19 protein-coding genes are annotated in these 22,757 nt (G+C 70.4%); 11 read left to right on the top strand and 8 right to left on the bottom strand.

The genetic code is table 11. The annotated features are described in order from the left end of the window. Nucleotides 1-4 precede the first annotated feature (4 nt). Both IE277_RS31110 and IE277_RS31105 read left to right on the top strand, forming a co-directional pair. Entirely contained in the window at nucleotides 5-562 is a 558-nt protein-coding gene (locus IE277_RS31110; RefSeq protein WP_229882104.1) for a hypothetical protein, read from the top strand. After that, the gene (locus IE277_RS31105; RefSeq protein ID WP_229882103.1) at nucleotides 559-2,676 is read left to right on the top strand and encodes an ATP-binding protein; all 2,118 of its coding nucleotides are present in this window, start codon (nucleotides 559-561) and stop codon (nucleotides 2,674-2,676) included. The genes IE277_RS31110 and IE277_RS31105 overlap by 4 nt, the downstream gene beginning before the upstream one ends. Here IE277_RS31105 and IE277_RS31100 read toward each other — a convergent pair. Next, entirely contained in the window at nucleotides 2,673-3,362 is a 690-nt protein-coding gene (locus IE277_RS31100; protein WP_189957041.1) for a response regulator, read from the bottom strand. The two genes, IE277_RS31105 and IE277_RS31100, sit on opposite strands and share 4 nt — an antisense overlap. Next, nucleotides 3,359-4,987, bottom strand: coding sequence for an ATP-binding protein (locus IE277_RS31095; RefSeq protein ID WP_189957040.1), 1,629 nt, complete (start codon nucleotides 4,985-4,987; stop codon nucleotides 3,359-3,361). Before IE277_RS31095 ends, IE277_RS31100 begins: the two co-directional genes overlap by 4 nt. 133 nt (nucleotides 4,988-5,120) lie before the next feature. Here IE277_RS31095 and IE277_RS31090 point away from each other — a divergent pair, with 133 nt between their 5' ends. Further along, nucleotides 5,121-6,530, top strand: coding sequence for a cation:dicarboxylate symporter family transporter (locus IE277_RS31090; protein WP_189957132.1), 1,410 nt, complete (start codon nucleotides 5,121-5,123; stop codon nucleotides 6,528-6,530). 116 nt (nucleotides 6,531-6,646) lie between these two features. On the opposite strand, the gene IE277_RS31085 is transcribed toward IE277_RS31090, so the two are convergent. Then, entirely contained in the window at nucleotides 6,647-7,309 is a 663-nt protein-coding gene (locus tag IE277_RS31085) for a TetR/AcrR family transcriptional regulator (protein WP_189957039.1), read from the bottom strand. A gap of 118 nt (nucleotides 7,310-7,427) precedes the next feature. Between IE277_RS31085 and IE277_RS31080 the strand changes: the two genes are divergently transcribed. Both IE277_RS31080 and IE277_RS31075 read left to right on the top strand, forming a co-directional pair. Beyond that, nucleotides 7,428-9,101 (top strand): MFS transporter, encoded by a 1,674-nt coding sequence (locus IE277_RS31080; protein ID WP_189957038.1) that lies wholly within the window; start codon nucleotides 7,428-7,430, stop codon nucleotides 9,099-9,101. Nucleotides 9,102-9,209: 108 nt separating this feature from the next. Continuing rightward, complete coding sequence (locus tag IE277_RS31075) at nucleotides 9,210-9,974, top strand: DUF2127 domain-containing protein (RefSeq protein WP_189957037.1); 765 nt, start codon at nucleotides 9,210-9,212, stop codon at nucleotides 9,972-9,974. Between the two features lie 75 nt (nucleotides 9,975-10,049). Here the strand turns inward: IE277_RS31075 and IE277_RS31070 are convergent, their stop codons facing one another. Together IE277_RS31070 and IE277_RS31065 are read right to left on the bottom strand one after the other, a co-directional pair. Further along, nucleotides 10,050-10,217 (bottom strand): hypothetical protein, encoded by a 168-nt coding sequence (locus IE277_RS31070; protein WP_189957036.1) that lies wholly within the window; start codon nucleotides 10,215-10,217, stop codon nucleotides 10,050-10,052. Between the two features lie 248 nt (nucleotides 10,218-10,465). After that, nucleotides 10,466-11,806 (bottom strand): NsdA family TPR-like regulatory protein, encoded by a 1,341-nt coding sequence (locus IE277_RS31065; RefSeq protein WP_189957035.1) that lies wholly within the window; start codon nucleotides 11,804-11,806, stop codon nucleotides 10,466-10,468. A gap of 150 nt (nucleotides 11,807-11,956) precedes the next feature. Between IE277_RS31065 and IE277_RS31060 the strand changes: the two genes are divergently transcribed. The 6 genes from IE277_RS31060 (at nucleotide 11,957) to IE277_RS31035 (ending at nucleotide 18,681) form a co-directional block, all read left to right on the top strand. After that, nucleotides 11,957-12,181: a hypothetical protein gene (locus tag IE277_RS31060; RefSeq protein ID WP_229882102.1), complete on the top strand. Its 225-nt coding sequence runs from the start codon at nucleotides 11,957-11,959 to the stop codon at nucleotides 12,179-12,181. A gap of 472 nt (nucleotides 12,182-12,653) precedes the next feature. Next, nucleotides 12,654-14,126: an asparagine synthase-related protein gene (locus IE277_RS31055; RefSeq protein WP_189957034.1), complete on the top strand. Its 1,473-nt coding sequence runs from the start codon at nucleotides 12,654-12,656 to the stop codon at nucleotides 14,124-14,126. Continuing rightward, nucleotides 14,123-14,914, top strand: coding sequence for a class I SAM-dependent methyltransferase (locus IE277_RS31050; RefSeq protein ID WP_189957033.1), 792 nt, complete (start codon nucleotides 14,123-14,125; stop codon nucleotides 14,912-14,914). The genes IE277_RS31055 and IE277_RS31050 overlap by 4 nt, the downstream gene beginning before the upstream one ends. Before the next feature lie 589 nt (nucleotides 14,915-15,503). After that, nucleotides 15,504-15,929: a MerR family transcriptional regulator gene (locus tag IE277_RS31045; protein WP_189957032.1), complete on the top strand. Its 426-nt coding sequence runs from the start codon at nucleotides 15,504-15,506 to the stop codon at nucleotides 15,927-15,929. A gap of 26 nt (nucleotides 15,930-15,955) precedes the next feature. Further along, complete coding sequence (locus IE277_RS31040; protein ID WP_189957130.1) at nucleotides 15,956-16,276, top strand: thioredoxin family protein; 321 nt, start codon at nucleotides 15,956-15,958, stop codon at nucleotides 16,274-16,276. Between the two features lie 182 nt (nucleotides 16,277-16,458). Next, a complete protein-coding gene (locus tag IE277_RS31035) occupies nucleotides 16,459-18,681 on the top strand; it encodes a HelD family protein (RefSeq protein ID WP_189957129.1) in 2,223 nt (740 codons plus the stop codon). Nucleotides 18,682-18,712: 31 nt separating this feature from the next. Here IE277_RS31035 and glgB read toward each other — a convergent pair whose 3' ends face one another. The 3 genes from glgB to IE277_RS31020 form a co-directional block, all read right to left on the bottom strand. Then, a complete protein-coding gene (gene glgB / locus IE277_RS31030; RefSeq protein ID WP_229882101.1) occupies nucleotides 18,713-20,935 on the bottom strand; it encodes a 1,4-alpha-glucan branching enzyme in 2,223 nt (740 codons plus the stop codon). A gap of 19 nt (nucleotides 20,936-20,954) precedes the next feature. Then, nucleotides 20,955-22,337, bottom strand: a complete 1,383-nt coding sequence (locus IE277_RS31025) for a maltokinase N-terminal cap-like domain-containing protein (protein WP_189957031.1) — start codon at nucleotides 22,335-22,337, stop codon at nucleotides 20,955-20,957. An 86-nt stretch (nucleotides 22,338-22,423) separates the two neighbouring features. After that, on the bottom strand, nucleotides 22,424-22,757 hold a 334-nt coding region (locus IE277_RS31020), incomplete at its 5' end, for an alpha-glucosidase C-terminal domain-containing protein (protein WP_189957030.1).

Raw genomic sequence — 22,757 nt, 5'->3', positions numbered from 1 at the left:
CGGAGTGCCGGAACGAGACGTCACCGTAGGGCAGTTGCTGCTCACCGAGTACCAGACACTCAAGGACGAGCAGAAGACACGGATCGGGTTCCGGGACAATCTGCTGTACGTCACCCTCACCGTGGTGGCCGCCGTGATCGCCGCCGCCGCCCAGGCCAAGCAGCCGGCGATGCTGCTGGCGTTGCCGCCGGTGTGCGTCGTGCTCGGGTGGACCTATCTGGTCAACGACCACAAGATCTCGGCGATCGGTGCTTATGTGCGGGCGGAGTTGGGGCCCCGGCTCGCCGTGCTGGCTCAGGCCGAGGGGGATGAGGTCTTCGCCTGGGAGGTCGCACACCGCACGGACGAGCGGCGCCTCTCCCGGAAGGCCGTGCAGTGTGTGGTGGACCTCCTCGCCTTCTGCGTCGTGCCGTCGGGCGCGCTCGTCGTGTACTGGGCGGGCGGTGCCGTCTCGGCCGGGCTGATCGTCCTGTCCGTGATGGAGGCGGTCGCGGTCGTGGGGCTGGGGGCGTGCATCGTCCGGTACGCCGTGCCGTTCGGAGCGGGGAGTGCGGTCGGGTGAGCGATCACATCGACTTCCGGGGCGGGCAGTTCCACGGGCCGGTCATCGGGAAGGTGGAGTACCGGCATCGAGCACCCGCGCCGACCGCGTTGGACGCGTTACCCCTCGCGGAGGCCGGATTCGTGGGCCGGGACGAGGAACTGGCCAAGCTGCTCGCCGCCCTGGACCCCTCCGGATCCGAGGCCCGGCGGGCCGTACTCGTCGCCGCCGTGTCCGGGCTGGGCGGCATCGGCAAGACCGCGCTGGCCGTGAAGGCGGCGCACCTGGCCCGTAGGGCGGGGTGGTTCCCGGGCGGCGCGCTCTTCGTGGACCTGCACGGGTACGACGACGCTCCGGTCACCCCCGAGCAGGCGCTCCAGTCGCTGCTGCGGGCGCTCGGTGCGGATCCGGAGCACATCCCCGGCCCGGCGGACGCCAGGGCCGCGCTGTTCCGGTCGTTGCTGGCCGAACGGGACGGTCTGCTGATCCTCGCCGACAACGCCTCCTCCGCGGAGCAGGTACGGCCCCTGCTGCCGGGCGACACCCCCCGACACCGGATCCTCGTCACCTCGCGGCACAGGATCACCCAACTCGGCGCGAGACTGGTTCCGTTGGGAGAACTCACACCCGAGGAGTCGTACCGGCTCCTGGACCGGGCGCTGAGCAACGCGGACCCGGACGACCGCCGTGTCACCGGGGAGGCCGAGGCGGTGGCGCGTCTCGCCCGGCTCTGCGGACACCTGCCGCTGGCCCTGCAGATCACCGCGGCGCTGCTCGCCGGGGATCCCGGCAGGCCGGTCGCCGACCTCGCCGACGAGCTGGCCGGCGCACATGACCGGCTCGCCCCGCTCGACGACGGCGAGCGCAGCGTCCGCGCCGCCTTCGAGCTGTCCTACCGCCGGCTGCCCGCCGACCCCGCGCGTCTGCTGAGGCTGCTCTCCGTCGCGCCGGCGTTCGAGCTGAGCGAGGAGGCGGCCGCCGCGCTGGCCGGAACCGAGGGGACCACGCCGCCGGAGGTGCACGTCCTCGCCCGTGCGCATCTTCTGGAGCGCGCCGGCCGGCCCGGCCGGTGGCGGATGCACGACCTGACGCGGGCCTTCGGCATGGGCGTGGTCGCGGCGGACGCGGACCTGCGGGAGGAGGCGGCAGCCGCCCGGGAGCAGCTGCTGGGGTTCTACTGCCGCCGGGCGGGCGCGGCCGACGACTGGATCCGACGGCTGCCGGGGGACAGCGAGCCGGAGAGCTTCGCCGACCATGCCGAGGCGCTGGACTGGCTGGAGGCGGAGAGACCGGCGTTGGTGGCCGCGGTGCAGTGGGCCGGGGAGGACCGGTTCGCCGACCTGGCGGGGGTGTTGGCCCAGTCCCTGTCCGTGTACCTGTACGAACGTCGTTCCTACGATGACGGGATCACGGTGATCGGCGCGGCGCGGGAGGCCGCGTTTCGCACCGGAAACCCCTTGGGCGCGGCCGTCGCAAGCGAACACCTCGGCAACTTCCTGACGGCGGTCGGCCGGCCGGACGACGCGATCGAGGTGCTCACCGCCGCACGCGACCTGTATCAGCTGCTCGGAGGTGACGACCGCGAGCCGGGCGTGTGGGTCGAGCTGGGCTTCGCCCTCGTGGCGGCGGGCCGGCCGGAGGAGGGAATCCTTGCGCTGCGCCGCGCTCTCGGCATGTTCCAGGCCGCGGGGAAGCGCAACGGGGAGGCGCAGGTCTGGAATCGCATGGGCACCGCCCTCTTCGCGCTCGGGAGGAAGGAGGAGTCCGTCGACGCGCACCGTCGCGCCTTCGAGCTGTTCGAGGCGACCGGTGACCGGGAGAACAGCGGGGTGGCGTTGCACCTCCTCGGTATGGCGCTGCTGGAGCTGGAGCGCGTCGAGGAGGCGATCGAGGCGTTGGTCACGGCCGCGGAGGTCTTCGACGAACGAAAGAGCCGGTACCGGCTCGGCAAGGTACTCACCCTCCTGGGGCGCGTCTTTGAGGTTGCAAACGCCCTGGAAGAGGCCCACGTCTGTTACGCGGAGGCGTGCGACGCCTTCAACCTCGCCGGCGCCTACGACGAGGGGCACGAGGCCATCACCAAGGCCTACGAGGTCCTCGCCCTGGCCGACGAACTCGACGAGAAGCCCGGCTAACGGCCTCGGACCCATCGATACACCAGCTCCGGCCGGCCCACCTGCCCATACAGCGGGTTCCGGTCGGCGCGGCCTGCTTCCACCAGGTGTTCCAGGTAACGGCGTGCGGTGATCCGCGAGATGCCTACCGCCTCCGCCAGCCCCGCCGCCGTGAGCCCCGCCTCCGCCTCTCGCAGAGCCGACGTCACCCGCTCCAGGGTTGGCCCGCTCAGCCCTTTCGGCAGGGCCGCGGGCGTCGGTGCCCGCAGGGTGGCCAGCGCGCGGTCGACCTCGTCCTGGCCGCTCGCCTCGCCTGCCGCCGCGTGGAACTCGGCGTAGCGGATGAGGCGGTCGCGGAGCGTGGCGAACGTGAAGGGCTTCAGCACGTACTGGACGACGCCCAGCGAGACGCCCTCGCGCACCATCGTCAGATCGCGGGCCGAGGTGACCGCTATGACGTCCGCGTGATGGCCGGCCGCACGCAGCGAGCGGGCGAACTGCAGACCGTGCACGTCGGGCAGATGCAGATCCAGCAGCAGCAGATCCACGGCCGTACGGTCCAGGACGCGGCGCGCCTGGGCGCCCGTGTGCGCCTTGCCGACCGCGACGAAGCCGGGCACCCGGTCGACGTACATCACATGGGCGTCGGCGGCCACCGGGTCGTCCTCGACCACGAGGACCCGGATCGGCTGCTGGTCCCGAGTCATCTGCCGTCACCCACCGCCGGGCGCAGCGGCAACCGCACCTCGAACATCGCTCCGCCCTCGCCGTCCTCGTCGGACTCCGCCACCGTCAATGTGCCCTCGTGGCGGGTCACCGCCTGCCGGACCAGGGCCAGCCCGAGGCCCCGGCCGCCGGGCCCGGCCGGCTTCGTCGAGAACCCCCGCTGGAATACCAGGTCCGCATGGGCCGCGTCGACCCCGGGTCCGGTGTCGGACACCCGCAGCACCAGCTCGGTCGCCGAGGCGTACGCCGTCACCGTCACCCGCGCCCCCGTGCTGCCCTGCGCCGCGTCCACCGCGTTGTCGATCAGGTTGCCGAGGATGGTGACGAGGTCCCGTGCGGCCAGGTCCGCGGGGAGCACACCGTCGTCGAGGCGGCTGTCCGGGGAGACCACCAGTTCCACGCCCCGCTCGTTGGCCTGGGCCGTCTTGCCGAGCAGCAGGGCCGCGAGCACCGGCTCGCCGACCGCCGCGACCACCCGGTCGGTCAGGGCCTGGGCCAGCTCCAGCTCGGCCGTGGCGAAGGCCACCGCCTCCTCGGCCCGGCCCAGCTCGATCAGCGACACCACCGTGTGGAGCCGGTTCGCCGCCTCGTGCGCCTGTGAGCGCAGGGCCTGGGTGAAGCCGCGCTCGGAGTCCAACTCACCCATCAGGGACTGCAGTTCGGTCACGTCGCGCAGGGTCGCCACCGTGCCCCGCTGCTCTCCTCCCGACACCGGCGAGGTGTTCACCACCAGTACCCGGGACGCCGTCAGATGGACCTCGTCCACCCGGGGCTGCGAGGACAGCAGCGCGCCGGTCAGCGGGGCCGGCAGACCGAGCCCGGCGACCGAGCGGCCGATGACGTCGTCCTCGGCGCCGACGCCCAGCAGCTCCCGGCCGCCGTCGTTGATCAGCGCCACCCTGTACTGCCCGTCCAGCATCAGCAGGCCCTCGCGGACCGCGTGCAGCGCCGCCTGGTGGTAGTCGTGCATCCGGCTCAGCTCGGCGGCGTTCATACCGTGGGTGTGGCGGCGCAGCCGGGCGTTGACGACGTACGTGCCGACCGCGCCCAGCAGCAGGGTCCCGCCGGCCACCCCGAGCAGCGCGGTGACCTGGTCCTGGACCCGGGCGCTGATCTCCTGCACCTTGATGCCGGCGCTGACCAGGCCGATGACCCGGCCGTTCTCCTCGACCGGGGTGACCGCGCGGACGGAGGGGCCGAGGGTCCCGGTGTAGGTCTCGGTGAAGGTGTGGCCGTGCAGGGCGGGGCCGATGCGGCCGAGGAAGCGTTTGCCGATCTGACGGGGGTCGGGGTGGGTCCAGCGGATCCCGTCCGTGTTCATGATCGTGACGAAGTCGACGTCCGCGTCCCGTGCGACCTGCAGGGCGTACGGCTCCAGCGCGGCCGAGGGGTCGGAGGTGTGGATCGCCGAGCGGACCGAGGGGGCGTCCGCGATCGAGCGGGCCACCGCGGTGACCTGGCGGACCGCGGCGTCCTCGGCCTGGTGCTGGTCGCTGACGTAGGTGAACAGCGCGTACCCGGCCACGACCAGCGCGATCAGCACGGCCTGCATGGCGAACAGCTGGCCGGCCAGGCTGCGGGGCCGGGGGAGACGGGGGACGCGCATGGCAGCAGTGTGCCTCCTCGTATGTCCCGTCGGTTAAGCGTGAACTAAATGAACGGAAGGGTGACCGCCCTCACAGGGCGGGAGATAGTCACCGCATCCCCCACAACGCCCGGACGTGAGCCGCACGCCGGTGATGCCGACGAAGACGTCAAGGAGGGCAGCCGTGGCCGCCAGCACCCCCGATACGGCACCTGCCGCACCCCGTGTGAAACGGGACCGGACCCACTATCTGTACATCGCCGTCATCGTGGCGGTCGCGCTCGGCATCGCCGTGGGACTCATCTGGCCCGACGCCGCGGTCCAGCTGAAACCGCTCGGTGCCGGCTTTGTAAGCCTGATCAAGATGATGATCTCGCCGATCATCTTCTGCACGATCGTGATCGGCATCGGGTCGGTACGGAAGGCCACGAAGGTCGGGACCGTCGGCGGAATCGCCCTTGGCTACTTCCTCGTCATGTCGCTCGTCGCGCTCGCCATCGGGCTCCTCGTGGGCAATGTGCTGCACCCCGGTGACGGGCTGCATGTGACCGACGCGCTCCGGCAGACCGGTCACGCCCAGGTGGACAAGAAGGCGCTGGGGCCCGTCGCCTTCGTGCTGTCGATCATCCCGACCACCTTCGTCTCCGCCTTCACCGGGGAGTCGGTCCTCCAGACGCTGCTGGTGGCCCTGCTCGCCGGGTTCGCGCTGCAGGCCATGGGCCCGGCCGGACAGCCGGTGCTGCGCGGCGTCGAGCACATCCAGCGGCTCGTCTTCCGCATCCTGTCCATGGTCATGTGGGCCGCGCCGGTCGGCGCGTTCGGCGCGATCGCGGCCGTGACCGGCTCGGCCGGCCTGAACGCGCTGAAGAGCCTCGTCGTGCTCATGCTCGGCTTCTACGTCACCTGCGTCCTGTTCGTCTTCGTCGTGCTCGGCGCGGTGCTGCGGATCGTCGCGGGCCTGAACATCTTCGCCCTGTGCAAGTACCTGGCACGCGAGTTCCTGCTGATCCTGTCCACCTCGTCCTCCGAGTCCGCGCTGCCGCGGCTGATCGCGAAGATGGAGCACCTGGGCGTCAGCAAGCCGGTCGTCGGCATCACCGTGCCGACCGGTTACTCCTTCAACCTCGACGGCACCATGATCTACATGACCATGGCCTCGCTGTACATCGCGGACGCGCTCGGTACGCCGATGTCGCTGGGCGAGCAGATCCCGCTGCTGCTGTTCCTGCTGCTGGCGTCCAAGGGCGCGGCGGGCGTCAGCGGCGCGGGCCTCGCCACCCTGGCCGGCGGACTGCAGTCGCACAAGCCGGCGCTGGTGGACGGCGTGGGTCTGATCGTCGGCATCGACCGCTTCATGAGCGAGGCGCGCGCGCTGACGAACTTCGCGGGCAACGCCGTCGCCACGGTGCTGGTCGGCACCTGGACGAAGGAGATCGACAAGGACCGGGTGCGCCGGGTGCTCGCCGGTGAGCTGCCCTTCGACGAGACCACGCTGCTGGACGAGAACCAGGCGGGCGTCACCGAGGCCCCCGAACCCAGGGAGAAGGAGCTGGCCAAGGCCTGACCCGCGCAAGACACCGGATGTCCGGCCCCGCCTGAACCGGGGCCGGACATCCGGCATGTTCGGCATCCAGCGTCTTCTGCGCCGCTCTACTTCTACGCCCCCTTCTGCGCCTCCTTCTACGCGCCTTCTACGCGCCCTTCCGTGCGCCCCTCTGTGCCCCTCTCCTCACTCACCCTGGCGACCAGGGCCGTGGCCGGCCCGGCGGGCATGCCCGCAGCGGTCAGGACCGTGACCGTGGCCGAGCGGCCCGCCTCCTCGGCCGCGAGAAGGCCGTCGTTCACCGCCTCCATCACCGCGAACAGCAGCTGCTCGTGCACATATGCCAGCGCCGCCGGGGGCAGCGGTGAGTGGAACACGCCCTGTGTCAGACCCTGCCGGAGCAGCTCGGCCTTGTTGGCGCGCAGCGGGGCGAGGCGTTCGCGGATGCCCTGGACGGTGACCGTGCGCTGGGCCAGGGCCACCAGCAGCCGATAGCGGTCGGCGATCTCCCAGAGCGCCAGCACCGAGCGCGCCACCGACTCCGCGGGATCCGTCACGCCCTCCCGCGCCCGCGCGTCGGCGTCCGCCAGCGCCTCCACCGCGCCGTCGACGAGGGTGCTGATCAGCGCCTCACGGCTGGGGAAATGGCCGTACACCGTCCGTCGTACGACGCCCGCGGCGCGCGCGATCTGGTCCATGGAGGCGTCGGGATCGCGCAGCAGCTCGGCGAGGGCGACGTCGAGGATGCGGCGCCGGTTGGTGCCGGCGCGGCTGATGTTACCCGTGGTCATGGCGCCCATTCTGCACGTCCTCTCGCAAGTTGCACATGCTTGTGCAACGGCGTACATTGCACATGGTTGTGCAATTGCACGCCACTGTGCAAGTTCTGTCGCGCACCCGAGGAAGGCGACCCCTGCCATGCGACTCGTCATGACCGAACCGGTCGAGAAGATGGAGCGCCCCTACGCCCGGCGCTGGTGGGCACTGCTCGTGCTCTGCCTGAGCCTGCTGATCATCGTGATGGCCAACACCGCCCTCACCGTGGCCGCGCCCGACATGACGAAGGACCTCGGGCTCTCCAGCGCCGACCTGCAGTGGGTGATCGACGGCTACACCGTCCCCTACGCGGCGCTGATGCTGCTGCTCGGCGCGATAGGCGACAAGTACAGCCGGCGCGGCGCCCTCGTCCTCGGCCTCGTCGTCTTCGGCGGCGGCGCCGTCTTCGGCTACCTCGCCGACAGCGCGGCCACCGTCATCGCGGCCCGCGCCGTCATGGGTGTCGGCGCGGCCCTGATCATGCCCGCCACGCTCTCCCTGCTCGCCGCGACCTTCCCGCGTGCCGAGCGGGCGAAGGCGATCGTGCTGTGGACCGCCACCGCCGGACTCGCCATCGCCGCCGGGCCGGTCGTCGCCGGCGCGCTGCTGCGCGACCACGGCTGGTCCTCGACCTTCCTGATCAACGTGCCCATCGCGGCCGTGGCGATCGTCGCCGCCCTCGCCCTCATCCCGCCGTCCAAGGCCGGTCACCACGACCGCATCGACTATGTCGGCGGACTGCTCTCGGTGATCTGGACCGGCTCGCTGATCTACATGATCATCGAGGGGCCGCACTTCGGCTGGAACGCGAAGGCGATCACGGCGGCGATCGTCGCCGGCGCGGGCCTCGTCGCCTTCGTCCTCTGGGAGCTGCGCCACCCCCGCCCGATCCTGGACGTCCGCCGCTTCGCCGACCGCCGCTTCGCGGGCTCCAACCTCGCCGTCGCCCTGTTCTTCCTCGCCGTCTTCGGCGCCTTCTACTACCTCACCCAGCACCTGCAGTTCGTCCTCGGCTACGACGCCCTGGAGACCGGCGTCCGCATGCTGCCGCTGGCCGGCGCGGTCTTCGTCGGCTCGGCCCTGACCGGCTTCCTGACCCCGCGCGTCGGCATGAAGTGGACCGTCACCGCGGGCATGGTCGGCGGCACCACCGCCCTCGCCCTGCTCACCCGGGTCGACGCCGGCTCGACGTACGGCGACTTCCTCGCCCCCCTGATCATCCTGGGCCTCGCCATCGGCCTCGCCCTCTCGCCCTGCACCGACGCGATCATGGGCGCCTTCCCCGAGTCCGAACTGGGCGTCGGCGGCGCGGTCAACGACACCTCGCTGGAACTGGGCGGATCGCTCGGCATCGCCATCCTCGGCTCGCTGCTCGCCACCTCGTACGGCAACCACCTGACCGACGCGACGGCCGGCAGCAAGCTCCCGGCCAGCGCCCTCGACACGGCACAGGACTCGGTCGGCGCCGGATACGCCGTCGCGCAGGGCATCGGAGAGAAGGCGCACCAGCTGGCCGCGCAGGCGGCACACGCCACGAACCCCCAGCAGGCCGCCCAGCTCAAGCAGCAGGCCGCCGAACTCGCCGCCGGCGCCCGCCAGATGGCCCACGCGGTCGGCTCCTCCTTCTCCGACGCCGTCGCCCACACCAGCCTGGTCGGCGCGGTGATCCTCGGAACCGGCACGATCCTCGTGGCCGTTCTGCTGCCACGCCGTGAAAAGGCCGCAGCCGAGGTGAAGACCGAGGAGAAGGAACTGGCGGACAGCACCGCCGGCTGAGCACTTCGCGCATCCATCCACTAACGTGCCGGTCCGGATCATTCGGAACGGCACGTTCGTGCGTGGCGTCAGTACCTGTGAGTCAGTACGTGTATGGAGGCGCGGGGGATGAAGATCGACTGGGACCGGCGGACGTGCGCGAAGAAGGGGCATGTGACCTACGCGCCCGATGACCCCCGCCTGCGGCTGCGGCTGCATGCCGAGACCGCGCTCGGGGACGTGTGGCGTTGTCTGCGCTGTGGTGACTTCGTGCTCGGGGAGCCGCACGGCTCGGGGCCGGCGGACGACGCGCCGCTGGTGCCGCGCGGAAAGGTGCTGCGGGATCTGTTCATCCTGCGCTTCCTGGCGATCGAGCGGGCGGTGCGCGGCGTGTTCATCGTCCTCGTCGCTGTGGCGGTGTGGAAGTTCAGCAACAGCCAGGACTCGGTACGCCGGTTGTTCAACGAGAACCTGGACGTCTTCCGGCCGGTGTTCCGGCATTTCCACTACGACCTCGACCACTCACCGGTCGTCGGCTCCATCCAGAAGGCGTTCGGCTACAAGCACTCCACGCTGTTGCTGGTGGCCGCGCTGCTGCTCGCCTACGCGCTGATAGAGCTGGTCGAGGCGGGCGGTCTCTGGTACGCCAAGCGCTGGGCCGAATATCTGACGGTGGTCGCGACGGCCGCGTTCCTTCCGCTGGAGATCTACGAACTCACCGAGAAGGTCAGCTATCTGAAGATCGTCACCCTGGTCCTGAACATCCTCGCGGTGCTCTATATCGCCCTCGCGAAGCGTCTGTTCGGGCTGCGGGGCGGACGGAGGAAATTCGAGGAGGAGCGGCACAGCGCCTCGCTCATGGAGGTCGAGGAGTCGGCCGGGGTGGCCGTCTAGGAATAGACCGGAGTAGTGGGAAGCGCCCCCGCGTGGCCGTAGGCCTGCGGGGGCGCAGTGTGTGTTCGGGGAGTTTCAGGCGGCGGGTCCGAGCGTGGTCAGGTCGATGGCGCCGGTGATGGCTCGGTAGGCGTCGGCGGTGAGGTTGATGTGGTCGCCGGGGTCGTCGTCGTTGGGGGCGGCGCCGGTGTTGAGGATCAGGGGAGCGGGGTCGGCGTTGCTGGTGGGATCGGGGACGGCCACGGCTGATTCGGCGTCCAGGTAGGTGACGGTCGGGTCACTTCAGACCAGCAGGGCACCCGAGAGGCCGACGGGCCGGCTCGCGCCGTCCCGGACGCCCATGATTGCTGCCTGGCTGAGGGTCGTGACGATGGAGATAACTGGGCTGAAGTCGGTACGGGGTTGAGTGAGACACACGTGGCGGGTGATCGGTCGGCATGCCCGCCGTCGTGGCTGACTTTCTGTGGCTGAGCTTGAAGTCGGGGCGAAGATCAGGCGACCAGCGACGGTGGTGCGATTGTCCGTGCTCGCTCATACAGGTCGCGGGCCGCCGCGTTCTTCAGGTGAGGGCGCAAGAGGCCGAACATCGACTTCACGCGGTCGTCGGCGCGGCCGGACTGCACCTTGGGGTAGTCGTCGAGAGCCTGGTGCCAGGTGGTGCAGGCCGCTTCCAGGTGGCCGAGTTCCAGCTGCCGCTCCGCCAGCAGACCACGACGGTGTACTCGCGTGCGTTGGTAAACGCTGGGGCGGAGCCGGTCGGCCTGTTGCATGGCTTCGACGGCTCCGGACCTGTCGCCGAGTTCGTAACGTACCTGGCTGACGTGATAATTGAGCGAAGAGGGGTCGTACGAGCCGAACGCCTTGCCACGCGACTCAGCACGGTCCATGGCCGCCTCGGCCTCCCGGATGTAGCGCAGCGCGCCAGTACGGTCGCCGGTCTGCGCGGCGGCATGAGCCTGCTGACCGGAGAGGAAGGCCAGCATGCGGGGGCCGGCCATCGGGGAGGCGGCGGCAGCGGCATCGGCCAACTCCATGGCCTTCGCCCCGTGGCGGAGGTCGACCGCCTGGACGCTCATCCCCCGCAGGGTGGTGCAGTACGTCAGGTGATCCTCAGCCGCGCCCGCCAGTTCCAAAGCCTTGACGTAGTAGCGCTGCGCGAGACCGTGCAGCCCTTCGTCCACGGCCATGTAGCCGGTCAGATAGAGCAGATCCGAGGCGGCGGACAGCATCGACTTGCGCACGTCCTCGGGTGCGTCGGCACGCAGGTAGGAGGCCACAGTGTTGACCATGAACGAGGCAGCCATGGGGCGTGCGTGACGGCCGCCGGACTCGTCGTCCAGTTCTGAGACACGCTCGGTCATGGCGATGACCATGTCCACTTCGTTCATGCCGATGCGTGTGGCGCGGCCCGACTGGACGGCATCGGCACGCCCGACCACATCAGGCCAGCCGGGAACGGTGACGGCCACGGAGAACAGGCCAGCACCCAGGACACTGCGGCGGGACGGGTCCATATCCAGCCTCCCCAGGTCGATCACCCCTTCCACCGTATCCGCAGCCGCGGAGGAGCGGTCGCGTGGAACCGGCAGACCGGCTTCGCCATGGGTGACCGGTCGGCCGAGGCGGCGGGCGAGGGCTTCGAGGATGCATGCACGCACCGCACCGCGGGGGACCGTGCCGCTGAGCCAGTGGCTCACTGCCGACTCGTCGTAGCGTAGGGGAGTGCCGGTCTCGGTGCCGACGCGGTTCACCGCCCGCGCGAACTGGCGGTGGGTCCAGCGGCTTTCGGCGAGCAGGCGCCCAAGTGCCACGTTCGGTTCACGCTTGGCCATGCCCTCAACTCCCCGCGCCTTTGCCAACTTTCAAGGCTTTCAAGTCCTGCTGCTGCGCAAAAGGTACCGCTGTGCGTGGTCACACGGTTGCGTAGAGACAGCAGGGAAACGGCGAGACCTCGCCGCAGCCGTCGTCTGAGGGACTGATGGATGAGAAGCGAAGCACGGGCCCGCCTGGCCCGAATGACCGAGGAGCTGGGCACGGACGGGGTGTTGAGGATCGACACATACGAGGGCGTGGATCTGCCGCCAGGTTCGAATCGGTTCCCGCCATGCCGCTGCCCGCAGCACCGCCGCACCACGCCCGAGGACGGGGAGAAGTTGAGCGCCGCAGTACGCGAGGTCAACGAGCGCAGCCGTGGAGAGCGACTGTGAAGGGGCTGGCCGCAGTCGTAGGCCGCTACGCCGGACCGCTCCTGATCCTGACCATCTCGGGATCGGTCGGCTTCGTCTCGGGCATGGCCGCCGCATCCACACCCACCTGACTCCTCCCCGTCACGCGTCCAGGCTCCCCGCCTATGACGAGGGAGGGCCCACCGCTCGAAGCGGCGGGCACCCCGTCCGGCTGCCTTCTTCGCAAGGGTTCGGCAGCCGGACGGGTCCAACTCCGCAGCATCAGCCGCGGAGTCCACTGAAAACCGTAAGGGAGAAAGCGATGAACGTGGACGAACTGTTCACCGGCGACCTGATCGCCGGCGTCCCGACCGTCGAGGCCGCGCTGTTCGACAAGATGCCGGGCGGCGGCGACAACAACGGCGACCACTGCAGCAAGTGATCCAGGGCTGACACCAGGCGGGGCGGGCCGTTCGCGGCCCCGCCCCGCCGCAGGACATCGGAAAGGGACGACATGCTGACGATGCGTTTGCGTCTGACCGATCTCCAGGATCCCAAATGGAGGTCGCAGGGCGGCCGTTGGATCAACGGCGAGAGTTGGATCGAACCCGCCAACGTGTCCACGCTGGTCATGGAGGTCAACGACGACCAGGCACCGCGCGTACGAGTCCGAGTGAAGGAGTGCAAGCGGGACGAGGCCGACTTCGTCGAACTCACCATGGAGCCCGGACAAGCCCGCCTGGCGGCAGGCGCCTTCGGCACAGCTCCGCTCTACCTGACAGAGAAGGCCGGCGAGCTGCACGCGTCATGGGACCTTACGACGCTGCGACCGCATCTACGGGCCGACCGCCTGGTGCCGCGCGTCGTCACCCGAACGCTGACGAGGCAGCACCGCTACACGTCCGAGACGCTGTTCGAAGGCGTCCATCGCCTCACCGAGCGGGCATCGGCCACGTTCACCACCTCGGGACTCAGCATCCACCATCCGAAGTCCGCCGAACACGTACTTGAGCCGCGTGCGCTGCGGCCCGGTGTTGATCCACTCGCTGCTCTGGACGAGCTGCTGACCGACGTGATCCGCCAGGCGCCGACAGCAACTGGATGCGTGGGCGTCGAACTGTCCGGCGGCGCGGACTCCGGGAATGTTGCCCTGGCTGTGAAGGCCGCCCGCTTCCCCGAGGCGCACAGCTTCGGCCTACTGGTGGGAGGAGGCACCGGCAGGCAACAGAACGAGCGACGCCGGGCCTTCGCGGAGCACTGCGACTTCCGGGACACGGCCACCCCCGCCATGCAGCACCCGCCCTTCTGCCCCGGAGGCGTACGCGCCCTACGCAAGCCGCACGATCCGGCGGGAGCCTTCTACCAGGAGGCGTTCGACGTCGTACGCGAGCAGGCAGCCGCCTGGCGGTGCGAGGTCATGTTCACGGGCAGCGGCGGGGACGAGATCAATGCCCACCACTCCAGGACGCAAGCCGAACTGCCGACGCCGGAACCCGTGCCGTGGCTCGGCAGCAAGGCTGTCCGAGCGCTCGCCGAGGTGAACGACCACCTGGCCCCTATTCCGGTGCTGCCCGTGCCGACGCTGATGGCGTTCGGGATGCACAACCCCGGATTCCTCCGGGCGGGAGTCTGGCCGGTGAGCCCGCTCGTGCACCCGCGGATCGTGCGGTTCATGGAGCAACTACCGCACGAGCACAAACGCGGCAAGGCGCTGTTCCGCGAGCGGATCCGGCGGGCCGGGCTGCCCGAGTGGGTGGCCGCGCCGGCCGAGCCGGAAAACTTCCTGGCCGTCCTGGAGAAGGGACTGCGGTACTACGGTTTGCCCGTACTGGACGACATGCTGAAGGAGTCCATCCTGGTGGACCTCGGCTACGTTGACGGGAAGGCTCTCGCCGAGGCGCGGAGGGACGCCGACGCTGTCCCGGTCGTTCCCGATCTGTTGTGCGATGTGCTCGCCCTGGAGGTCGGGCTGCGAAGCCTCATGTGACCAGCCCCAACACGGAAGCCGAGCACGTGGAAGCCACAAACCTCCTGTACCGCGATCCGGCACTTTACGATGTGGTCCAGTCCGACAGCACGAGCGCTGAGATGTGCCAGACCCTGACCGAGTTGCACAGGCCGGACGCCCAAACCCTGGTCGACTTCGGATGCGGTACCGGCCGGGACCTGGAGATCCTGGCTAAGCGCTTCGAGTGCATCGGCGTGGACCTTCAGCCCGGCATGGTCGACTACGCCCACAAGGCCCGGCCGGGAGTGGACATCCGCACCGGAGACATGCGCACCGTACGACTCGGCAAGCGCATGGACGTAGTGACCTGCATGGGCAACAGCCTCGCCTACGTGCACGACAACGAGGCGATCAGCCAGGTCTTCGCCACCTTCGCGGCACATGCCCAGCCAGGAGCGCTGCTCGTGCTGTGTTCCCCCGTCGCCCCAATCACCCGGAGCGAGCCGACCACTGCCACGGTGGCCACGCCGAGAGGCCCCGCCACCGTCACCATCCGCCACACGTGGGACCTGCGGACCCAGATCAACACCATGCACCGGCACTGGATGCTCCCCTCGGGCGACGAGGCCCGAGACGAGATCCGCAGGCGTGTCCTGTTCCCCCAGGAGCTCGAACGCTACGCAGAGGGCGCCGGCTTCGAGGTCCTGGACATGAACGACGGCACAGAGACAGGGCTTACCGGACCCACCGCGTACACGGTGGCCCGACAACGCCGCGGTGACCAGCGGGATGAGCAACGGCACCAGCGCCAGCCGCCCGGCCCCTGACGGCAGTAGCGACGGCAACGCCCACGGATTTCCCCGCACAACCACGGACGCCAGCGGAACCCCGATGGCGTTCGAGATCTGCACCAAGGACGGGTAGCTAATAGCCCTGTGGTTGCATTCCTGGCAAAAGTCGAGCACGGATGCTTGATCTTGCGAGATGCCGGAAGTGACGACGACGTCAGCGACTGGGATCCGGCGTCGAGCAGCTGGTATCGAGACGGCAGTTCACTCATCTTCGGTGTTCAGGCTGCTGTTGACGGTCCTGTCGAATGCGAGGTATGGAAGTCGGCTCCTCCTGCGATGCTTCCTGTGAACTTCTTCGAGGTGCCACTCCCCTGTCCGTCTGGGTGGCTCGTACTGCACGACCCGAACGACTATGCCCGAATGCAGTTTATGGGGTTCCGTGGCTCTGTGGTCTGCTCCGTAATGGTGGATGATCCGCAATTTCCGTCAAAGGTGCAGATCTTGTTGCGGGAAGAAGGAGAAGTGGCTTCTTGGCGCTTGAAGGAACGCTTGAGACGCCCGGCTCCACCCGCCGCTGCCCCCCCGTCTTGCCTTGACCCTGACGTCAACGCCTACCGTCGTAGGCATGCGAATCGGTGAGTTGGCCGCGCGGGCCGGGACCACGACGCGTGCGCTGCGGTATTACGAGGCGCGTGGGCTGTTGCCGGCGCGGCGGGACGAGAACGGGTACCGGACGTACGACGAGGGGGACCTGCGGCTGCTGGAGCAGATCCGGACGTTGCAGGACTTCGGGTTCGAGCTGGAGGAGACGCGGCCCTTTGTGGAGTGTCTGCGGGCCGGGCACCCGGAGGGGGACTCCTGTCCGGCCTCGCTCCTGGTCTACCGGCGCAAGCTCGGGGAGTTGGACGCGCTCATCGGGCAGTTGTCGGCGGTGCGGGAGACGGTCGCCGGGCAGCTGCGCCGGGCCGAGCTGGCCCGGGACGCGCTGGCCGCCGAGGCGCTGGTTCCGGGGGGCCCGGAGCCCGTATGCGAGCTGGGAGGGCTTTCGTGATGGGTGTGACGAGCGGGACGAGTGGATTGGCGCAGGTCACCGATGCCGATTTCGAGGCGGAGGTGAAGGGTTCGGAGCTGCCCGTGCTGGTGCAGTTCACGGCCGACTGGTGCGGGCCGTGTCGGCAGCTCGTGCCCGTGCTGAAGGACATCGCCTTCGAGGAGGGTGACCGGCTGAAGGTCGTGCAGATCGACGTCGACCGCAATCCGGGGACGACGGTCGCCTACGGCGTGCTGTCCACCCCGACCCTGATGGTCTTCCGGGACGGTGAGCCGGTGCGGTCGATGGTGGGGGCGCGGCCCAAGCGGCGGCTGCTGGAGGAGCTGGCAGACGCCGAGGTGCTGTAGCGACCTGGGGTGATGTGCTCCGCCCATGAAAAAATCCCCTGAGCAATTGCGCTCGGGGGATTTCTCTGCGTATATTCAGTGGTTCGCGACTTCGTTTTGAAACAGGTCGCGAGGAAGTGCACTGAGCAGAGTATATCCGGGCGGGAGCGGAATTGTCAAACACCGATTTTCCGGACGATGAATTGCGGCATGAGCAGGAATTCATCGACGGACTGTACGCACGCGTGGACGTACTGCGCGGCGAGACCGAGACCTCGGTCACGGACGCGCTCGCCCAGGGCGACAAGCCCATGCAGGCCCGGCTGGAGCGGGACATCCTGGTCGCCGAGCGCTCGGGGCTGCTCGCCGCGCTGAACGCCGTCGACGGCTCGCTGTGCTTCGGCCGGATCGACCTCGCCGACGGCGCCACCCACCACATCGGCCGGATCGGGCTGCGCGAGGACGACACCGAGCACACCCCGGTCCTCATCGACTGGCGGGCCGATGTCGCCCGCCCCTTCTACCTGGCCACCGGGCACACCCCGATGGGCCTGCGCCGGCGTCGGCACATCGCCACCGACGGCCGGACCGTGACCTCGCTGCACGACGAGATCCTCGACCTCGGCGACGCGACCCGCACCGGGTACGAGGACCACAACGGGGACGCCGTACTGCTGGCCGCACTGAACTCGGCCCGCACCGGCCGGATGAGCGACATCGTGCAGACCATCCAGGCCGAGCAGGACGAGATCATCCGGGCGCCGTACCGCGGGGTGCTGGTGGTCGAGGGCGGCCCGGGCACGGGGAAGACGGCGGTCGCGCTGCACCGTGCCGCCTATCTGCTCTACGAGTACCGCGAACTGCTGGCCCGCCGGGCCGTCCTGATCGTCGGACCCAACCCGGCCTTCCTCGGCTACATCGGCGAGGTGCTGCCCTCGCTCGGTGAGACCGGTGTGCTGCTGGCCACGGTCGGCGAGCTGTTCCCCGGGGTGAAGGCGACCGCCACCGACACCCCCGAGGCGGCCGCCGTGAAGGGCCGCGCCGACATGGCCGAGGTGCTCGCCGCCGTCGTCCGCGACCGGCAGGCGCTGCCCGACCCGGTGATCGCGATCGAGCACGACCGCGAGGTGCTGATGCTCGACGACGGACTCGTCGACGTCGCCCGTGAGCGCACCCGCGCGGCCAAGCTGCCGCACAACGCGGCCCGCGAGTACTTCGAGGGCCATATCCTCAACACCCTCACCGAGCTGTACGCCGAACGCGTCGGCACCGACCCGTACGACGGCAGCAGCCTGCTCGACGCCTCCGACGTCACGCAGATCCGCGACGAACTCGCCGAGAACCCCGAAGTCTGGTCCGCCGTCGACCGGTTGTGGCCCCGGATCACCCCGCAGCGGCTCGTCGCCGACTTCCTGGCGGCGCCGCAGGGGTATCTCGGCGACGCGGACGCCGCCGCCGTACGGCGCCCGGTGACCCGTGCCTGGACCGTCGCCGACGTGCCCCTGCTGGACGAGGCGGCCGAACTCCTCGGCGAGGACGACCGGGTGGCGCGGGTGCGTGCCGAGCGCGAGCGGGAGACGCAGATCGCCTACGCGCAGGGCGTGCTCGATGTGTCGTACGCCTCCCGGACCTATGAGTTCGAGGACAAGGAGGACGGTGACCCGGACGCGTCGGAGGTGCTGTCGGCGCACGACATCATCGACGCCGAGCGGTTCGCCGAGCGGCAGGAGGAGGCGGACCACCGCAGCGCCGCCGAGCGGGCGGCGGCCGACCGCACCTGGGCGTTCGGGCACATCATCGTGGACGAGGCGCAGGAGCTGTCGCCGATGGCGTGGCGGCTGCTGATGCGGCGCAGCCCGACCCGTTCGATGACCCTCGTGGGCGACCCCGCGCAGACCGCCGAGGCGGCCGGCGTCGGCTCCTGGGCGGACATCCTCGCGCCCTATGTCGAGGACCGCTGGGAGCACACCCGGCTCGGCGTCAACTACCGCACCCCGGCCGAGATCATGGAGCTGGCCGCGGCCGTGGTCCGCGCCGAGCACCCGGACTTCGAGCCGCCCAGCTCGGTCCGCTCCACCGGGGTGGGGCCATGGGTGCGGCGGGCCGACGGCGCACTGCCCGAGGCCGTGGCCAAGGCGGTCGCCGAGCTCACCCCGGACGAGGGCCGGCTCGCGGTCATCGCCCCGCGCGCGCTGCACCGCTCGCTGGCCGCCCGGCTGGACGGGGTCACGGCGGGCGCCGAGCCCGATCTGACCCGCACGGTCGTGCTGCTCGACCCCCGCCAGGCCAAGGGCCTCGAATTCGACTCCGTCCTGGTGGTGGAGCCGGCCCGGTACGGCACCAGTGATCTCTACGTCGCCCTGACCCGGGCCACGCAGCGGCTGGGCGTGCTGTACAGCGAGGAGCTGCCGAAGGCGCTGGCCTGACCCCGCCGCCGCGGGCCCAGGCCCTGTCGGCCTACGCGGGCCGCAGCCAGACCGTCGCCAGCGGCGGCAGTGTGAGCCGGATGCTCGCAGGGCGGCCGTGCGCCCCCTGCGGCTCCGGCTTGACCGGGTCGGGATGGGTGATGCCGCTGCCGCCGTAGCGTCCGGCGTCCGTGTTGAGGACCTCCAGCCAGGCCGGTACGTCCTCCGGGACGCCGAGCCGGTAGTCCGGGCGGACCACCGGGGACAGATGGGAGATCGCGAGGAGCGGGGTGCCGTCGGCGTCGAGGCGCAGGAAGGCGAAGACGTTGTCGTCCGCGGCGTCCCCGGCGATCCACTGGAAGCCCGCCGGGTCGGTGTCCCGCTGCCACAGGGCCGGGGTGTCCCGGTACCGCGTGTTCAGGTCCCGTACGAGATCCAGGACACCGCGGTGGTCGGCCGCGGCGCCGTAGGACGGGTCGAGCAACCACCAGTCGGGGCCGTGCGCCTCCGACCACTCGGCGCCCTGGGCGAACTCCTGCCCCATGAACAACAGTTGTTTGCCCGGATGGGCCCACATGAAGCCGAGGTAGGCGCGGTGGTTGGCGCGCCGTTGCCACCAGTCGCCGGGCATCTTGGACACCAGGGCCCGCTTGCCGTGGACGACCTCGTCGTGGGAGATGGGCAGGACGTAGTTCTCGCTGTAGGCGTACACCATCGAGAAGGTCATCTCGTGGTGGTGGTATGTGCGGTGCACGGGCTCGTGCTGGATGTACTGCAGGGAGTCGTGCATCCAGCCCATGTTCCACTTCAGGCCGAAACCGAGCCCGCCGAAGCCGCTCGGGCCCCTGTGGTGGGTGGGGCGGGTGACCCCGTCCCAGGCGGTGGACTCCTCGGCGATGGTGACCACGCCGGGGCAGCGCCGGTAGACGGTGGCGTTCATCTCCTGCAGGAAGGCCACCGCGTCCAGGTTCTCCCGGCCGCCGTGCTCGTTCGGTGTCCAACGGCCCGGCTCGCGCGAGTAGTCGAGGTAGAGCATCGAGGCGACGGCGTCCACGCGCAGTCCGTCGATATGGAACTCCTCGCACCAGTACACGGCGTTGGCGACCAGGAAGTTGCGCACCTCGCGGCGGCCGAAGTCGAACTCCAGGGTTCCCCAGTCGGGGTGTGCGGCCCGCAGCGGATCATGGTGTTCGTACAGCGGGCGCCCGTCGAACTCGGCCAGCGCCCAGTCGTCCCGCGGGAAGTGGGCCGGGACCCAGTCCATCAGCACCCCGATCCCGGCCTGGTGCAGCCGGTCCACCAGGTACTTGAAGTCGTCCGGTGTGCCGAGCCGGGCCGTCGGCGCGTAGAAGCCGGTGACCTGGTAGCCCCAGGAGCCGCCGAAGGGATGCTCGGCGACCGGCATCAGCTCCACATGGGTGAAGCCCAACTCCGCGACATACGCCGGGAGTTGTTCCGCGAGATCGCGGTAGGTCAGGCCGGGCCGCCAGGAGGGCAGATGCAGCTCGTACACGGAGAGCGGGGCCTCGTGCACCGGAATGTCGGCGCGGTGCGCCATCCACTGTGCGTCCTGCCATGTGTGATGAGAGGCGTGCACGATCGACGCGGTCGCGGGCGGCACCTCCGTACGGCGGGCCAGCGGATCGGCGCGCAGCGTGGACGAGCCGTCCGGGCGGGTGATCTCGAACTTGTACACCTCGCCCTCGCCGATCCCCGGCACGAACAGCTCCCACACCCCCGTGGAGCCCAGCGAGCGCATCGGGAAACCGCTGCCGTCCCACAGACTGAAGCCGCCCGTGACCCGTACGCCCCGCGCATCCGGCGCCCACACCGCGAACCGGGTGCCCGGTACGCCCTGATGGGTGGTGACATGCGCGCCGAGCGCCTGCCACAGCTGCTCGTGCCGGCCCTCACCGATCAGATGCAGGTCCAGCTCACCGAGGGTGGGCAGAAAGCGGTAGGGGTCGTCGGTGTCCAGGACCGTCCCCTCGTACGCCACCCGCAGCCGGTACTCCGGCACCTCCCGCAGCGGCAGCAGCCCCGAGAAGAACCCGTCGCCGTCGTCGTGCAGCACGGTCCGCAGCCCGCCGGCGACGACCGTCACGGATCGCGCGTACGGCCGCGACACCCGGACGACGACGCCTTCTTCCCCCGGGTGGGCGCCCAGCACGGCGTGCGGATCGTGATGGGTGCCGTGCAGCAGCCGCTCGCGGTCGGCGGGCGGCAGGGCGGCCCCCGGGAGCTGTCGCGAGGTGGCCGGCTTCTTGGTCGTCACGGATCGAGCCTCCTGGTCTTCACGCGGCGAGGCGACGGATCGCCGAGAGCGGTACGGGCAGCCAGTCGGGCCGGTGCCGGGCTTCGTAGACGACCTCGTAGACCGCCTTGTCGGTCTCGTAGGCCCGCAGCAGCACCGGATCGGTGCGCGGGTCGCGGCCGGACACCTCCGCGTACCCGTCGCAGTAGGCGGCCCGGCAGGCGCGCGCCCAGTCCGGCGCGGGCGCGCCCGCCGAGTGGGCCGCGTAGTCGAAGGAGCGCAGCATGCCCGCGATGTCCCGCACCGCGGGCTGCGGCAGCCGGCGTTCGGCCGGTGGCCGGGCCGGCTCGCCCTCGAAGTCGATCAGCGACCAGGTGCCGGACGGGGCACGCAGACACTGGCCGAGGTGCAGGTCGCCGTGTATCCGCTGGGCGGTCCAGGTGCGGCCCTCGCCGGCGAGGGCGGCCAGCGCCCGGTAGGCCGCGCGCAGTCCGCTCTCGTACGGCCCGAGCACCGGCACCGCCTGGACGGCCGCCGTCAGCCGCTCGGTCATCCCCTCGGCCAGCGTGCGCAGCTGGGCGGGGCCGAGGGTGGCCGTCGGCAGGGCGCGGGCGAGCGCGGTGTGCACCTCGGCGGTGGCCCGGCCCAGCGCTCGCGCCTCGGCGGCGAAGTCCTCGCCCTTGGCCAGCTCGCGCAGCGCCAGCTCCCAGCCGTCGCTCGCCCCGCTGACGAAGGGCTGCAGCACGGCCAGGACATACGGCTCCGTGTCGATGTCGGCCTGCAGCCAGGCCGTCGGCGCGGGCACCCGGGGGCAGCCCTCGCGGGACAGCGCCAGCGGGAGTTCCAGGTCGGGGTTGACGCCGGGGACGACCCGGCGCAGCAGCTTGAGGATGAACGTATCGCCGTAGACGACGGACGAGTTGGACTGCTCGGCGGTCAGCAGCCGGGCCACCAGGCCCTCGCGGATCTCCTGGCGGCGGTCCCGCTCGAAGCGCAGCCCGCCGACGCGGGCCTGGGTGCGCAGGGCCTCCAGGAGCACTTCGGCGGGCCGGGGGTCGTACAGGGCCTCGTACACCGTGCGGCCGGCGAGCGGGCCGTGGTGCACATGTCCGATCAGCGCGGGCGCCAGCCGGGGTGGCAGCGCCTCGCGCACGCCTATGAGGAGCTGGTAGCAGTCTCCGGGGTGCGGCTCGGCGCCCAGCGCGGACGGCTGGTGGACGCGCAGCAGCAGATGGTAGAGGCCCAGCCGGCCGTCGGGTGGGAGCAGTTCGGTGACGGCCACGGGGGTGAAGCCGGTGACCGGGCGCCCCTTGCCGGCGAACCAGCGCTGCCGGGGCAGCCATGCGTGCAGCAGGGGATCGAGCGAAGCGAGGAGGTGACCGCTGGTTCGGGTGGTGCCGGAAGGGGTGACCGCGTCCGCCATGGGTGGCACGTCCTTTCCCCGGATCGTCGGGGTGTTACTGATGCGTGCCCCGGGTGGGGCGGTGAAAACCGCCCCACGAGGGCCCTCTAGACGCCTTCGCGCCGCAGCCGGAACCAGTAGAAGCCGTGCCCCGCGAGGGTGAGCAGGTACGGCAGTTCGCCGATCGCTGGGAAGCGGACCCCGCCGAACAGCTCCACCGGGTGCCGCCCGCTGAACCGGCTCAGATCCAGCTCGGTCGGCTGGGCGAAGCGCGAGAAGTTGTGGACGCACAGCACCAGGTCGTCCCCTGCCTCCGCGGTCAGCGGGGCCTCCCGGAGGAAGGCGAGCACCGCCGGGTTGGAGGACGGCAGCTCGTCGTAGGAGCCGAGTCCGAAGGCGGGGTTCTGTTTGCGGATCTCGATCATGCGGCGGGTCCAGTGC

It is taken from the genome of Streptomyces alanosinicus, from assembly GCF_014650595.1.
Taxonomy (GTDB): domain Bacteria; phylum Actinomycetota; class Actinomycetes; order Streptomycetales; family Streptomycetaceae; genus Streptomyces; species Streptomyces alanosinicus.
Note: the sequence above shows the minus strand (reverse complement) of the source record. Positions and strands in the feature narration are given on the sequence as shown.